Origin of the sequence: Nostoc sp. (assembly GCF_036916985.1) — a bacterium.
In the GTDB taxonomy this organism is placed as follows: Bacteria; Cyanobacteriota; Cyanobacteriia; order Cyanobacteriales; family Nostocaceae; genus Nostoc.
Window position 1 is genome coordinate 25528 of record NZ_JBALFD010000010.1, and the last position, 15664, is coordinate 41191.

Genomic DNA, 15664 nt, shown 5'->3' on the forward strand with positions numbered 1-15664 from the left:
ACTCATTACTCAACACTTACTACTCATTACTCACAACTCATTACTCACAACTCATTACTCACAACTCAACACTTACTACTCAACACTTACTACTCATTACTCAGCACTCGGAACTCAGCACTTAAATATGAGACCTGCCCAAACTAATCAGTTTGACTACGTAAAAATCGGCTTGGCTTCCCCCGAACGCATTCGGCAGTGGGGCGAGAGAACATTGCCCAACGGTCAAGTAGTCGGTGAAGTTACCAAGCCAGAAACGATTAACTACCGGACTCTCAAGCCAGAGATGGACGGCTTGTTTTGTGAGCGCATTTTTGGCCCCGCGAAAGATTGGGAATGCCATTGTGGTAAGTATAAAAGAGTCCGTCACAGAGGTATTGTTTGTGAGCGCTGTGGGGTAGAAGTTACCGAGTCACGGGTGCGTCGTCACCGTATGGGCTATATTAAACTCGCCGCACCAGTAGCTCACGTTTGGTATCTCAAAGGCATTCCTAGCTATATTTCCATTCTGTTGGATATGCCCTTGCGGGATGTCGAGCAGATTGTCTATTTCAACTCTTATGTTGTCCTGAGTCCAGGTAATGCCGAAACTTTAACTTACAAACAACTACTGAGTGAAGACCAGTGGTTGGAAATAGAAGACCAAATTTATAGCGAAGATTCTGTGCTGCAAGGCGTAGAGGTAGGTATTGGCGCTGAAGCGCTGTTGCGTTTGCTTGCCGATATTAATTTGGAACAAGAAGCCGAAAGCCTACGCGAAGAAATTGGCAACGCCAAGGGGCAAAAGAGAGCCAAGCTAATTAAGCGACTGCGGGTAATTGACAACTTCATCGCCACCGGTTCCAAACCAGAGTGGATGGTAATGGCAGTTATTCCCGTGATTCCCCCCGACTTGCGCCCAATGGTGCAACTAGATGGCGGACGCTTTGCCACCAGCGATTTGAATGATTTGTATCGGCGGGTTATTAACCGCAACAATCGTTTGGCACGCTTGCAAGAAATTTTAGCACCAGAGATTATCGTGCGGAACGAAAAGCGGATGCTGCAAGAAGCAGTGGATGCTTTGATTGACAATGGTCGTCGGGGACGCACTGTGGTCGGGGCAAATAACCGACCCCTAAAATCTTTGTCTGACATTATTGAGGGTAAGCAAGGACGTTTTAGACAAAACTTGTTAGGTAAACGGGTTGACTACTCTGGACGTTCGGTTATTGTAGTCGGACCAAAGCTGAAAATTCACCAGTGTGGTTTGCCTAGAGAAATGGCAATTGAGCTATTTCAACCATTTGTGATTAACCGCCTGATTCGTAGCGGTATGGTGAATAACATCAAAGCTGCGAAAAAGCTGATATCCCGCAATGATCCCAGTGTTTGGGATGTGCTGGAAGAGGTGATTGAAGGACACCCTGTAATGCTAAACCGGGCACCAACGTTGCACCGCTTGGGTATTCAGTCTTTTGAACCAATTTTAGTAGAAGGTAGAGCGATTCAACTCCATCCTCTGGTGTGTCCAGCATTTAACGCCGACTTTGATGGCGACCAAATGGCGGTACACGTCCCTCTCTCGTTAGAAAGTCAGGCGGAAGCGCGGTTGTTGATGTTGGCTTCTAACAATATTTTGTCACCAGCCACAGGTAAACCAATCATCACGCCTAGTCAAGACATGGTATTGGGAGCCTATTATTTAACAGCAGAAAATCCCGGTGCAACAAAAGGGGCAGGAAATTACTTTTCTTCGCTAGAGGATGTAATTATGGCTTTCCAGCAAGATCAAATTGACTTGCACGCCTATATTTACGTAAGGTTTGATGGCGAAATAGAATCAGACCAACTGGATACAGAACCAGTGAAAGTGACGGAAAACGAGGATGGTACTCGCACATTACTCTATAAGTTCCGTCGAGTCAGACAAGACGCTAAAGGCAATGTACTTTCCCAGTATATATACACAACCCCTGGCCGCGTTATTTACAACAATGCCATTCAGGAAGCACTAGCAAGCTAGTCATTTGTCATTTGTCCTTTGCTAATGACAAATGACTAATTGACTAATGACTAATGACCAAGGACTAATGACCAATGACTGAAAAAATGATTTTTCGCAATCGCGTGGTTGACAAAAGTCAACTGAGAAATTTAATTTCTTGGGCCTTTACGAATTATGGTACAGCGCGAACCGCAGTGATGGCGGACAAATTGAAAGATTTGGGATTTCGCTACGCTACCAAGGCAGGGGTTTCCATCAGTGTAGATGACTTGATGATACCACCAACTAAGCGATTGCTCTTAGAAGCAGCCGAGGAAGAAATTCGCGCTACTGAAACCCGTTATCAACGGGGAGAAATCACTGAAGTAGAACGCTTCCAAAAGGTAATCGATACTTGGAATGGTACCAGTGAAGCCTTGAAAGATGAAGTAGTCGTCCACTTCAAGAAGACTAATCCCCTGAACTCCGTATACATGATGGCATTCTCCGGGGCACGGGGGAACATCTCTCAAGTGCGTCAGTTGGTGGGGATGCGGGGACTGATGGCAGATCCTCAAGGGGAAATTATCGATTTGCCGATCAAAACCAATTTCCGTGAAGGACTAACTGTGACGGAATACATTATTTCGTCTTACGGTGCCAGAAAAGGATTGGTGGATACTGCCTTGCGGACGGCTGACTCTGGTTATCTCACCCGTCGATTGGTGGACGTATCCCAGGATGTAATTATTCGGGAATTTGATTGCGGTACCACTAGAGGTCTTGCCATTCGACCAATGACAGAAGGTGCTAAAACCTTGATTCCTCTGGCTACCCGTTTGATGGGACGGGTAATTGGCGAAGATGTGGTGCATCCGGTAACAAAAGAATTGATTGCCGCCCGCAATTCCCCAATTTCTGAGGATTTGGCGAAGAAAATTGAAAAATCTGGGGTGGGTGAAGTTGTGGTGCGATCGCCACTAACTTGTGAAGCCGCACGTTCTGTCTGTCAACACTGCTACGGCTGGAGTTTGGCACACGCCAAGATGGTGGATTTGGGCGAAGCTGTGGGGATTATTGCCGCCCAAAGTATCGGTGAACCTGGTACTCAGTTAACCATGCGGACATTCCACACAGGTGGGGTGTTTACTGGAGAAGTGGCGCAACAAGTTCGTTCTAAAATCGATGGAACTGTCAAGCTTCCCCGCAAATTGAAGACTAGAACGTATCGTACCCGCCATGGGGAAGATGCTCTCTATGTTGAAGCTAATGGCATCATGCTTCTGGAGCCGAAAAAAGAAGGTGATGTTACCCCAGAGAACCAAGAAGTTCATCTGACTCAAGGTTCAACATTATACGTATTTGATGGAAATAAAGTAAAACAAGGTCAGTTATTGGCAGAGGTTGCCCTCGGTGGACGGACAACTCGGACTAATACAGAAAAAGCAGTTAAAGATGTCGCCTCTGACTTGGCAGGGGAAGTACAATTTGCCGAAGTAGTTCCAGAACAAAAAACTGACCGTCAAGGTAACACCACAACCACAGCCGCACGGGGTGGTTTGATTTGGATTTTGTCTGGGGAAGTTTACAACTTGCCACCAGGTGCAGAATTGGTGGTGAAAAATGGTGATGCGATCGCTGCTAATGGAGTTTTAGCTGAAACCAAGTTAGCCAGTTTGCACGGCGGTGTGGTGCGCTTGCCCGAAGCCACCCCAGGTAAGAGTACCAGAGAAATTGAGATTATCACTGCTTCTGTGGTCTTAGACCAGGCAACGGTGACAGTCCAAAGTTCTCAAGGTCGCAATAACTACTTAGTCTCCACTGGCAACAACCAGGTATTTAATCTCCGGGCTACACCAGGCACTAAGGTGCAAAATGGTCAAGTGGTAGCTGAGTTAATTGATGACCGCTATCGCACAACCACTGGTGGATTCCTGAAATTCGCAGGTGTCGAAGTCCAGAAAAAAGGTAAAGCCAAGCTCGGTTATGAAGTCGTGCAGGGCGGTACTCTGTTGTGGATTCCTGAAGAAAGCCACGAAGTTAACAAAGATATCTCCTTGCTGTTAGTAGAAGACGGTCAGTTTGTCGAAGCTGGCACTGAAGTCGTCAAGGATATCTTCTGTCAAAACAGCGGTGTGATCGAAGTTACCCAGAAAAACGACATTCTGCGGGAAGTCGTGGTGAAGCCAGGGGAACTGCTGATGGTGGACGATCCAGAATCAGTTATCGGGCGAGATAACACCTTTATCCAACCAGGTGAAGAATTCCAAGGCAATGTCGCCACGGAATTGCGTTATATCCAGTATGTCGAGACACCAGAAGGCCCAGCCCTGTTGAGTCGTCCAGTAGTTGAGTTTGCCGTACCGGATAATCCAGATGTGCCATCAACGACATCGGTAAGTCAACAAACCGGGCGATCGATTCAGTTACGGGCTGTGCAGCGACTACCTTACAAAGATTCAGAACGCGTCAAATCTGTTGAAGGTGTAGAACTGCTGCGAACCCAGTTAGTGCTGGAAATTGAGCAAGAAGGGGAACAAGACCATAATGCTTCACCCCTGGCAGCAGATATTGAATTAGTAGAGGATACCGAAGACCCAGAAGTTCAACGTTTACAACTGGTAATTTTGGAATCCTTGGTAATTCGTCGAGACATTACCGCCGATGCCACCCAAGGTAGTACCCAGACTACACTTGAGGTACACGATGGATTAACCATCGCCCCTGGTTCTGTAGTCGCACGTACCCAAATCTTGTGTAAAGAAGGTGGGGAAGTGCGGGGTGTCAAAAAAGGAACTGAAAACGTTCGTCGTTGCTTGGTGTTACGCGACGTTGACAGGCTCATCACCAATACTAGTACTCTGCCCAAGGTGAAAGTGGGTGACTTGCTAGTAGAAGGTGCAGAAGTTGCTCCTGGAGTTTTTGCCCCAGAATCAGGGCAAGTAGTAGATATCAAAAATGCCGCTGCTGCATCTGGTGGGGACTCCGCTCTGAGTACTAAAAACTACGTTATTACTACCCGTATCGGTCGCCCTTATCGAGTCAGCCCTGGTGCTGTGTTGCAGATAGAAGACGGCGATTTGGTACAACGGGGTGATAACTTGGTGTTGCTGGTCTTTGAACGCGCCAAAACTGGAGATATCATTCAAGGTTTGCCCCGGATTGAGGAACTACTGGAAGCTCGTAAGCCGAAAGAAGCGTGTATTTTATGTCGGCGGGCGGGTGAAGTTAAGGTAGTTTACGCTGAGGGTGGTGATGAAGCGATCGCCATCAAGGTCGTAGAATCAAATGGCGTGGTGACAGATTATCCTCTGGGCCCAGGACAAAATTTGATTGTTCCAGATGGCTCAATGGTATTAGCGGGACAACCATTGACTGATGGCCCATCCAATCCTCATGAAATTTTGGAAATCTTCTTTAGCCTGGGTTCTGAAGATGGAATCTATGCTTGTGCTAGCCTTGCCTTGCAGAAAGTACAAACCTTCTTGGTGAATGAAGTGCAAATGGTGTATCAGTCTCAAGGGATTGATATTTCCGATAAGCACATTGAAGTAATTGTTCGCCAGATGACCAATAAAGTCAGGATTGATGATGGTGGTGACACCACAATGCTTCCCGGCGAATTGGTGGAACTGCGCCAAGTTGAGCAGGTGAACGAAGCGATGGCAATTACAGGCGGTGCTAGGGCACAGTATACCCCAGTATTGTTGGGGATCACCAAAGCATCCTTGAACACCGACAGCTTTATTTCCGCCGCATCCTTCCAAGAGACAACACGGGTACTTACCGAAGCAGCTATCGAAGGCAAATCTGACTGGCTGCGCGGATTAAAGGAAAACGTGATTATTGGGCGATTGATTCCGGCTGGTACTGGGTACAATACCTATGATGAACCTGGTGCGATCGAAGATTATGCTGCTGAGATTAGCAGTAGTGTCTTGGATGAAGTTGACGATCCTCTAGATATGGTTTTAGATGACCGCACAGCTCGCACCTATAATTTAGATTCTCCCACTCTTGGGGAATCTGGCTTTGGCAGCAGACGTGCAGAAAGGTCAGTTCTAGATGACGAAGATGAGTTAATCGCCGATGAAGTCGCAGACGACGACGATTACGAGGAAGAAGAGGAAGACGACGAAGATGATTTTGATGATGAATAGAGACGTAAAATTTCAAGTCTCTATTAAAAGATAAAAAGCAAAAAGGCAAAAGAAGATTTTCTTTTGCCTTTTTATTTTGCTCTCTAAAAACACATTTTTAAATCCTCAAGATTCTAGTTTCTGGCTTTTGAGCTAGTAGTTCGTCAATTAGGGCGATTCAAAAGTAATATCCTCATATAAATCTGCAACAGCACACCGAAAATCTACACTTGCCAAATGAATGATATCTTCTTGTCCATAAGGATAAAGTACCCATTGTCTCTCTGAGTTACGACGGAAACACTCAACATTTAATCGAGTTTGACTCACAAGTACATATTCCTGAAGTGATTCTATCTTTCGGTAGTCAGCAAATTTATCACCTCTGTCAAAGGCTTCTGTTGTTGGAGATAGCACTTCTACAACTAAGGAAGGGTAACGCAGAAAATTGTTAAAAGCTCTATCTCTTTGGTCACAACTTACCATAACATCGGGATAGTAATAGATATTAATCGACTCAATATGTGCTTTAGTGTCTGATATATAAGCCTGACAGCCACTCCCGCGCAAATGATTTCTCAGCATAGCAAACAGATTTCCGCTAATAATTACATGGGTATTGCTTGCCCCTGCCATTGCATAAACCTGTCCCTGTCTGTATTCATGCTTGATAGGACTGGTTTCTTCTTCTCTGAGATAGTCTTCTGGGGAAATATAGCTAGAATTTGGAATTGCGACCATCTGTAATGACCTTGTGTGATGCCTTATATCTAGTTTAAGAGAAGCTTTACGGCTAAATTCGCATAAATCTAGCTATTGTTAGATGCTGTAATTCTCTCAAAGGCTATAATCTACATCTATTACACCGAGAGATTAACTTGTGGATGTCATATTAGAACGATCGCACCAATTAAAACAAGCCTTAGTTGATTTTGTCTTTGATGCTGAAGGCGAACTGGCACAAGCACTGGAAACTTATGCAGCAGCACAGTCGCGCCGTGGAAGTGGGGATAGTACACAGCAGGACTTAATCATCGATAGCTTTCTGACAGATGGGAAAGTCGGTGATAAGTCTCCATTAGACTTGTTTATCGAAAGCCATCCAGATTTAGAAGAAAGCGATCGCAGCCTGATCGACAGTTGGCATCATAGTTTTATTGGCTTATTTGCCATAACGAATATTCTACCTGATGGCTTTGAATTGACCAACTGGTTGACAGATAAACACTACATCGTCAAGCCAAACAATACTCAAACATTACAGGCAATATCTCGGTTGAAAGTCGGAGAAATCTTGCTAACTCGCATTTCTCCTGTCACCGATAGCTACTGGACGTTTTCTGGCCCCTACACAATCATGGGCAAATTAGGTAAACCAAAACTTGCTGTAGCAATTGGCAATTTCAAAGAGAATTATAAAAGTAATCTTTACAGCGATGCTCCAGACTTGCTAGAAGAAGCTTGGCAGTCAGTAGCACAATATCATCAGCAGTTTGTGGACTTTTTTGGCACTGATGAAATCACACTATCTGGATACCATCTTAATAAAAAAATAGCGGAATTTCAAGAAGTAATTACTGAAAAAACTTTTGCTGCCGCCGGAATTGATACTTCTAAATCTCTGGCTGAAGTAGCAGAAGCAGCGGGCATTGGAGACGAGGAAATCAAAGCAGCAGCAGAAGAATTTGGTGCTGATTCTAACGTAGTTTCTCAGATGTTTAACAGCAAAAGCGGCAATAGCAAAATGGTGATGCCAAAGGTTGATTTACCTGCTGACCTCAAGAAAGCAGAACAGGTAACGGCTCTTTCTCATCCCCGTTGGGGACAAATGTTTTTACCAACATATAGTAAAATACAAGCAATTTTAGCGGCAGAGGATTGGCAAAGTGTTCAAGGGGCGGAAAAACTAGTTCGTTATTACCTGGAAGATAAAAGTATTAATGCCTTTATCTGGCATCGATTAGCGCAACAGTATCCAACTCAATTAGAAAATGTGTTACAAGCATTTTTGCAACGTCCAGAGTTTAGACTTGCAAGTGACTTGGATACACTTTTGCAAGAATTCGACAAACCTATTGAGCCAGAGTTACCAGATATTGCCAGTGTACCCATACATTTGCATAACTTATTTCAGGAAGCTTTAGGAGAAGTTAACAAATCTAAGCCAAAGGCTAAGGGACAACAAAAGCCAGCAAAGGGTTTTCAACGAGGTTAATAAATAGACATTTCCGAAAAAGAATTTAGAGACGTAGTATTGCTACGTCTCTAAAATGTATAATTAAGAACAATATTGCTTGTCATAATTAAATTCAGGTAATGTATTTGGAAATACACTCTTTATAATCCATATCAAAAAAAGAATCTATGCATGAAATTAAACCTTGGACTACTACCTTAGTAGTCATAGTATCTATTATTGCAACTTCAATAGACGTTTACAATTTGGAATGGTTCTTAAACAGTACTTGTGTTGTAAATACAATGCCTACTATCAGTAAGCATTGTAAGTCTCTGCCATAACTAGTAGAGCTTTATTTGCTGAGTTTTTACCTACCTAATTACCCATCATTCATTTCCGAGATTCAGCCTGAGTTGAAACTGTTAAGACTTGTGGTGGTGTGGCATCTGGTGGATAGAGAAAGTCTACTTCTACTAAAGAGCGATCGCCAGCTTTCATATTTAATAAAACTAATGGTTCCCCTGGTTGACCTCTCTTTTGCACTAAATGCACAAACTGAGTTTGCAGCTGATTTTGGCTATCTTTATAACGTACCCGCACCGTTCCCCGGAAGAATACTTGAGGGGCTGGTGTACTCAGAAAGCGTAACCCTGGTTTTCCCAACTGATCCTCCTTGAGTGGCGTTTGTATCGACACACTAACAGTTTGAGGACTTTGAGTATTGTTGTATAGCGGCAACTTCAGATTATATTGAATTCCATAGTTGCCATGAGCGCGATATGCGGTGTCAGGATAGCGCACCAGCATAGTAGCACTTTGGATTTGACCAGTTTCTAAGGTACCGCCATGCAGGGTACTCAGAGCGTAAGAAAACGCTTGACCAGGCTGGGGAATAGTTAGATACCTAGCTTTAGGATTATCTACTAATAAAGCTTTCCATCGCGAACCACTAGCCACTCCAGCTACACGACCATAAATTCTTGGCTTGTCAGTTCCCTCTAAGGGAGTGGGTGCTTTATCTCGTGGCCCAGCCAAATCACCATTATCTAGTAAATTTTGCCACTCTTCTAAGGTAGGCGATCGCTCACTGCCATCAGGATTCACCCGTGCAAACATCGCTAGGCTAGCTGCATAGACATTGCCATTACTTTGTAGTCGGATCAATGTAGACCGACCATTGAGGGGCGGTGTCAATCCCTGCACCGGAATTGGCAAATTGAGTAACATCCGACTTTGCTTTGCTGGAATCTCAATTTGAGCAGGGAAAATTTCTTGTCGCACTCCCCGAAGCACATCAGACATAACGCGATCGCCTGGCCCGGCAAAAACTTTACCTAAAAGATTTTGGCTAAAAGATGGTAACTGAATAAATGGTGCATCCGGTTGACTCAAATAACTCGCCGCCTGCCAAATATTCACCTTCACCGATTCTGAACCAGGGTTATGCAAAATTATCCCTAAATAAAGAGATCGCAAATTATCTGCTGGTTCAGCTTTCGTAATGTGGTGAGCAAAAATATCAAATCGTCCTCGAAAGGGAAAATTCAGATGCGCCGTTGGCACTTTTTTCCCATCTGGTGGAAAGGTGGAAAGTAAAATTCCTTCTTTTAAAACCAATTCTGGACTATTGCTGTTAAACGTTGGCACGGTATCCAATTGACCTGGTAAAGGTCGTACTTCTTGTGGTTGTACAACTTCTTCAGGTGGTGGCGTAGCAGGAGTTAATTGAGCGATGGGAAAAATTAGTAACAATGGCAACATATACTTAGATATTTCTTTCACCATACAGACATTAACAACTTGATGAAAGTGCCAGTTTGTTAATAATTAATACGAAATCAGCAAGAATACCCATCAAATTTTCTTGATTGAGAATCGGAACGTGGACAAAAATACAACGTGCCGTGAGTTTATTTTGGCTTAAGTAATCCAACACTGAATAGTAAAGACCTTCACAAACAAATTTACCGCAGTCGTGGCTAATCTCAATTGCCACGGCTCCCGCCACTAATTTTTCCAAATCAACTTCTGTCTGTAAAACAATTTCTCCATAGCTAGCAACGGCTTCCACACTTAATTGTGTACGGCTTGCAGCCATGCCACAACAGATGATGTAATCAGGTTGGATTGCATTGATTTTTTCCATTACCTGGACACTGGCAAGTTGCACATCTACGGGTAACTGTCGTAAAAAAGTTAAGTCATGCGGTATCAGATCGAGTTTGGTAACTTCAAGTAATAAATCATCAGAAGAATTTGACTGTTGATCTTTTAGCCAAATATCAAAAGAAGTTAATAGAATTCTTTTCTTCATAACAAATATTATTTAGAATAGAAAAACCCTCCATAATAAATTTACAAGGAGCAGGTAAATGCCAGTGATTGCGGTCGTAGATTACGAGATGGGAAATTTGCACTCAGTCTGTAAAGGCTTGGAAAAAGCTGGGGCAACTCCTAATGTTACTTATTCTCCAAAGGAATTAGAGCAGGCAGATGCTATAGTCTTACCAGGAGTAGGAGCATTTGATCCAGCAGTGCAACACCTGCGAGCGCGTGGTTTGGAACAACCAATTAAAGAAGCGATCGCATCTGGTAAACCTTTTTTGGGAATTTGTTTAGGATTGCAAATTCTCTTTGAATCAAGTGCAGAAGGTACTCAACCAGGACTAGGAATTATCAAAGGAAAAGTGCGGCGGTTTCGCTCAGAACCCGACATTACTATTCCTCACATGGGTTGGAATCAGCTGGAAGTGACTCAACCAAAAAGTATTTTATGGGAGCATTTACCGTCCGATCCTTGGGTGTATTTTGTCCATTCCTACTATGTTGACCCAATAGACCCCCTAATCCGTGCAGCAACCGTTACTCATGGTACTCAAACCGTCACAGCTGCGATCGCCCATGAAAACCTGATGGCAGTCCAATTTCACCCCGAAAAATCCTCTAATATCGGCTTGCAAATCCTGTCTAATTTCGTTGCTCAAGTCCGCGAAAAAATTCCTGCCTAATATTGTTTTTGTCATTTGTTCTTTGTCTTTTGTCTACAATTGATGACCAATGACTAATGACTAATAACCAATGAGTTTGAGAATTTACGGGAATCGCCAGCTAAAAACTTTACCAGGAAAAGAAACTAGACCCACTAGTGCGCGGGTAAGAGAGGCAGTATTTAATATTTGGCAGGGAGAAATCGCAGGTTGTCGCTGGCTAGATTTATGCGCTGGTACTGGCTCAATGGGCGCAGAGGCTTTGTGTAGAGGAGCCAGCCTAGTAATAGGAATAGAACAATCAAGCCGAGCCTGTGCCACCGTCCAAGAAAATTGGCAGCAGGTAGCTAATGCCGACCAAGAATTTCGGGTATTACGGGGAGATATTACGCAGCAGTTAAAGACTTTATCAGGCAAGCAATTCGATAGAATTTACTTTGATCCACCTTATGCCAGTGGATTGTACCAACCAGTATTAGAAGCGATCGCTCACCATCAACTTTTAGATCCTAGCGGCGAAATCGCAGTTGAACACGCCTCACAAGGTTGGATACCGCCAGAGATTCCCGCTTGGGAAATTTGCCGCCAGAAAGTTTACGGCAACACATCACTTACTTTCTACAGAATTCGGAGTGAGGGATTAGGGGCGGATAAAGAAGATGAGGAACAATAATAACTCCTAACCCCTAACTCCTAACTCAGCACTCCCTTATCCTCCCAACTGATTGGGGCGCTTGTATTGCCTATAGGCAGCGTAAAACAGTCCGGCAAGGGTGACGAAAACTAGACCCAGGACAATACCTGATAGCAGGGGTTCAACCACTGGAAATCTCCTCTTTGTAATGATTAAATATTCGTTGCTTGCTTTTGATTTTACCAAATTTCGGATGAATCCTGCGTTCTACAGCCTTTTTAACGCGCAACTGCCCAACTGCTCACAAGAAAATAGTCTTCTGTGCTTGCAGACACAATCAAGAACTTTTAAGCTATGTGTAGGAAATGAAAACTTTTTAGCACACTTAGACTTTCACAGCAAACCTTTTGGATAACCAGATTACCAAACCTGAAATATTGATTCAGCGGATCGTTTTATTGATGCTGGCCACACTGCTAGCAGTCCCTTTAGGCTTTTTTGGTGTTCAGTTAGTTCAAGCCTCCGATCCATACGTCAAGAGTGTTCTATCCTTAACAGGAAACCCAGTTCAAGGACACGCGATCTTTCAAATTAACTGCGCTGGTTGTCATGGCTTGGAAGCAGACGGGCGAGTAGGGCCCAGTTTGCAGGCTGTTTCAAAGCACAAGTCTCGGTATGGGCTGATTCATCAAGTGATCAGTGGTGAAACACCGCCAATGCCAAAATTCCAACCTAGTGCCCAAGAAATGGCGGATCTTCTGAACTATTTAGAGTCGTTGTAGATTTGAGAATTTTTGGTTGCTGGATACACAAATGGAAAAAGCAGCATAGGTTGTGCTGTCTTTTTCTATCTCTAACAACTTTTAATAGACCCAGGACTTAAGGCTTGTCATTACTCACATTCTGTTACAACTGGCGATCGCTTTCAAAGCAGATTACATAACCCTGATTATTGCGTGAATATTCTCAATAAAAATTTATAAATCAGAATCATACTTAAACAGTTTTCTAAGAGATGCGGGTAATCACAAGAGATTTAAGCAGCATATTTGCGTAGAATCTTTGATAAAAACTCACATAAACTGTATATTTTTAAGTATGTTAGCAAGTGACTATTTAATTATTGTGAAAGTGAGGTTAGCATAACTAACTCGTTAAGATTAAGGTAAAAGCTGTTAATAAATGGGCTATGGTATAGCTTCTTTAACAAACTAGATATTCTTAAGATGCCTGAAAGCTAATGACTGAAGCGATCCAAATCGGTAATCGTACAATCGCAGCTAGTGAATTGATTTCCTTGCTGGCAAGTTACCAAATGCTGCCACAGTTGCAGCGTGAATTGATCATCGATGAGGCAATAGAGCAAAACTCACACCTTGCGAAAGTAGCAATGGAGTGTACACCTGAGGAAATAGCCCAAGCTAAACAGCAGTTTTACGCTGAAAAACAGTTCAAAAATGAAGAAGACATCCAGGCTTGGATGGCACATCAAGGGCTGACTTCCGATCAACTAGAAGTCATTACCACTCGTAAGCTGAAAATTGAAAAATTCAAGCAAGCTACTTGGGGTAACAAACTAGAATCTTACTTTTTTCAGTCCAAGACAAAACTGGACAAAGTAATTTATTCCTTACTCCGAACCCAAGATGTGGGAATTGCCCAAGAACTCTACTTCAGGATTCAGGCAAAAGAAAACTCTTTTGCTGACTTGGCGCGGGAATACTCACTCGGGCCAGAAGCCCAAACTGGCGGTTTAGTTGGCCCGATTGAACTGAATGCACTACATCCTGTAATGGTACAAATGCTCTCTAGCAGTCAACCAGGTCAGATATTGCCCCCTACACGCATCGCTGAATGGTTTGTGATTTTGCGGCTGGAAAAATTTATTCCCGCACAACTGGATGAATTTATGAAAGTGCGTCTTCTGAATGAACTTTTTGAAACCTGGGTACAAGAACAGCAAAAGCAAATCATGTCTGCACCACAACAGGAGGTAGACAGGGGACGACAGGGAGAGGGCGATCAACCTTTAATTTAAGTATGGAAGTCACCTTCTATGCTATTTGCCTTCAAAATCAAAAGTAGCGATCGCTCTGTTAGTTTTTTAGGCTGGACGTGCGATCGCTTTTGATGTTGATATAGTAGGTTGAGTCTAGGCTGTTGACTTTGATTAAATTTGGAGGTTTTTGGCTCATGCTATTTTTGTGTCAGCACAAAATCTCTATTGTGTCATTGCGAGCGGAGCGAAGCAATCCCAGAGACTTTGCGATTGCTTCGCTCCGCTCGCAATGACGGAACATATTTTGCATGAATTTTGACGCCCTAAAAATGCACAGAGTCAACACCCTAGGTCGAGTCCCACCTGATTAATTATCAAAAGCTGGAATCTCGCCTTTGTCAATATAAAAATAGGGCTAGTTAGACTAAAGATTAGAGAACTTGCAGCACAAAGAAGTTGGACAATCAAAGAGGTGGCTGAACGTGCCAATGTAAACTACAACACAGGGAAAAGTTATGCTCGACACCTTGGGATGAATATGGTTGAGCTCACTGCTGTTCAAAAAATAAATAGTCCGTGTTTTTGGTGTATCAATTAAAGATTTGATTTAAGTAGTGGAAGAGTAGGCCATTTCATTTATTTATATTATTGAGTAATTTTATATACCGATATTCATGATGAGTAACTTCACTCCCTTAGTCAATTAAACTAGATCAGTGCGGTAGTTATATTAAATGAGATCCTCTTTTTCATTTCCATCCGGCTATATTATTCGTTATGCTAGAAACTTTGCAGACAGATGGGAATCTTACTTGTTATTCGTTTTGCAAAGACCATTGGAGTTGCTTAGTTATAATAGGCTTAGGGTAATTAAATTAGTTAGCATAACCATTTTTATTGCCGTACTCTCTGCATGGCTACTGTCCACTAATGCATGGTTTATAGGAGTTGTACTATTAAGTGGTATACTTTCCTACGCGGTTAGCAGTGTAGTCGTCTGGTTTCTTATTTTTATTTTAGATCCTATTCAAATTCTCCAATCTAGTTCGGATAAAACGCTTATATTAGCTCTTTGCCAAGGAAAAATTATTGGTGCTGTACTTATCGATTCTGGAGGAACTTCCTCATTTCTGTTGAGATTATACATAGTGTCTAGTCACCGTTGCCGAGGAATTGGTTCATCCTTAGTGCGACATCTGCTACTAAGAACAACGACACCAGTCTATGTTCTCGCTCTTCCCGGATTACAGAGATTCTACGGACGTCTCGGCTTTACAGAAATTAATCCACGAAACCTACCATATGGACTTCAAGGATATAATATGGTTTTTGATCCTTCCAGAATACCTGCCCCTATAGATTCCTGAGCCAATGACCCATTCATTCTGGGGTATCAGCTTTGACTGATATTAGTTCATTAATACCCGTCTTTCAAAAACTTCTGAAACTCTCTGACACTGCAACGTTTGAAACAATTAACTCATCCCCTGGAGCAAGCTATATTGTGTCTTACGTGATACTAATATAACTCTTTTGAATCATTAACTCCAACTCATCAACAATTACTAAAGCATCATCATAACGTCCATCAAGAATAGACCTTCTTAAATCCCAAAGTTCTTGAGTCATAAGCGATAGCAATTTATCCAATTCTAAATTCAGCATAAACAAAAAGCCCCAGGCTGTGTGGCATGGGGCTTTTTGTATGAGTTATAAAACCTGGCATCGAGCTATTTTTGCGTAGGGCTACCCCTAAACTA

Annotated in this window: 13 protein-coding genes; 8 read left to right on the forward strand and 5 right to left on the reverse strand. The window is 43.0% G+C overall.

Going from position 1 to position 15664, the window contains the following annotated elements:
* Positions 1 to 127: 127 nt before the first annotated feature.
* Complete coding sequence (locus V7L07_RS02070) at positions 128 to 2005, forward strand: DNA-directed RNA polymerase subunit gamma (RefSeq protein WP_335054598.1); 1878 nt, start codon at positions 128 to 130, stop codon at positions 2003 to 2005.
* Between the two features lie 74 nt (positions 2006 to 2079).
* The gene (locus V7L07_RS02075; protein ID WP_335054600.1) at positions 2080 to 6126 is read left to right on the forward strand and encodes a DNA-directed RNA polymerase subunit beta''; all 4047 of its coding nucleotides are present in this window, start codon (positions 2080 to 2082) and stop codon (positions 6124 to 6126) included.
* 147 nt (positions 6127 to 6273) lie between these two features.
* Here V7L07_RS02075 and V7L07_RS02080 read toward each other — a convergent pair whose 3' ends face one another.
* Positions 6274 to 6846 carry a Uma2 family endonuclease gene (locus tag V7L07_RS02080; protein ID WP_335054602.1) on the reverse strand — a complete coding sequence of 191 codons (573 nt, stop codon included), beginning with the start codon at positions 6844 to 6846 and terminating at the stop codon, positions 6274 to 6276.
* Positions 6847 to 6985: 139 nt separating this feature from the next.
* Between V7L07_RS02080 and V7L07_RS02085 the strand changes: the two genes are divergently transcribed.
* Entirely contained in the window at positions 6986 to 8320 is a 1335-nt protein-coding gene (locus V7L07_RS02085; RefSeq protein ID WP_335054604.1) for a hypothetical protein, read from the forward strand.
* A 354-nt stretch (positions 8321 to 8674) separates the two neighbouring features.
* Here the strand turns inward: V7L07_RS02085 and V7L07_RS02090 are convergent, their stop codons facing one another.
* A complete protein-coding gene (locus V7L07_RS02090; RefSeq protein WP_335054611.1) occupies positions 8675 to 10045 on the reverse strand; it encodes a DUF3370 domain-containing protein in 1371 nt (456 codons plus the stop codon).
* A gap of 31 nt (positions 10046 to 10076) precedes the next feature.
* Entirely contained in the window at positions 10077 to 10598 is a 522-nt protein-coding gene (locus V7L07_RS02095; RefSeq protein ID WP_334779555.1) for a pyroglutamyl-peptidase I family protein, read from the reverse strand.
* 58 nt (positions 10599 to 10656) lie between these two features.
* On the opposite strand from V7L07_RS02095, the gene hisH reads away from it, so the two are divergent.
* Both hisH and rsmD read left to right on the forward strand, forming a co-directional pair.
* Positions 10657 to 11292 carry an imidazole glycerol phosphate synthase subunit HisH gene (gene hisH, locus V7L07_RS02100; RefSeq protein WP_292841106.1) on the forward strand — a complete coding sequence of 212 codons (636 nt, stop codon included), beginning with the start codon at positions 10657 to 10659 and terminating at the stop codon, positions 11290 to 11292.
* Positions 11293 to 11362: 70 nt separating this feature from the next.
* On the forward strand, positions 11363 to 11944 hold the full coding sequence (gene rsmD, locus V7L07_RS02105; RefSeq protein ID WP_335054606.1) for a 16S rRNA (guanine(966)-N(2))-methyltransferase RsmD: 582 nt from the start codon (positions 11363 to 11365) through the stop codon (positions 11942 to 11944).
* 36 nt (positions 11945 to 11980) lie between these two features.
* Here the strand turns inward: rsmD and petG are convergent, their stop codons facing one another.
* The gene (petG, locus tag V7L07_RS02110) at positions 11981 to 12094 is read right to left on the reverse strand and encodes a cytochrome b6-f complex subunit V (protein ID WP_179067834.1); all 114 of its coding nucleotides are present in this window, start codon (positions 12092 to 12094) and stop codon (positions 11981 to 11983) included.
* Positions 12095 to 12312: 218 nt separating this feature from the next.
* Between petG and V7L07_RS02115 the strand changes: the two genes are divergently transcribed.
* From V7L07_RS02115 to V7L07_RS33395, 3 genes are all read left to right on the forward strand, one after another.
* The gene (locus tag V7L07_RS02115; RefSeq protein WP_292841098.1) at positions 12313 to 12687 is read left to right on the forward strand and encodes a c-type cytochrome; all 375 of its coding nucleotides are present in this window, start codon (positions 12313 to 12315) and stop codon (positions 12685 to 12687) included.
* 458 nt (positions 12688 to 13145) lie between these two features.
* Entirely contained in the window at positions 13146 to 13943 is a 798-nt protein-coding gene (locus V7L07_RS02120; protein ID WP_335054607.1) for a peptidylprolyl isomerase, read from the forward strand.
* Positions 13944 to 14638: 695 nt separating this feature from the next.
* Positions 14639 to 15271 (forward strand): GNAT family N-acetyltransferase, encoded by a 633-nt coding sequence (locus V7L07_RS33395; RefSeq protein ID WP_442935993.1) that lies wholly within the window; start codon positions 14639 to 14641, stop codon positions 15269 to 15271.
* A 142-nt stretch (positions 15272 to 15413) separates the two neighbouring features.
* On the opposite strand, the gene V7L07_RS02125 is transcribed toward V7L07_RS33395, so the two are convergent.
* Positions 15414 to 15569: a hypothetical protein gene (locus tag V7L07_RS02125; RefSeq protein WP_335054613.1), complete on the reverse strand. Its 156-nt coding sequence runs from the start codon at positions 15567 to 15569 to the stop codon at positions 15414 to 15416.
* Positions 15570 to 15664 lie beyond the last annotated feature (95 nt).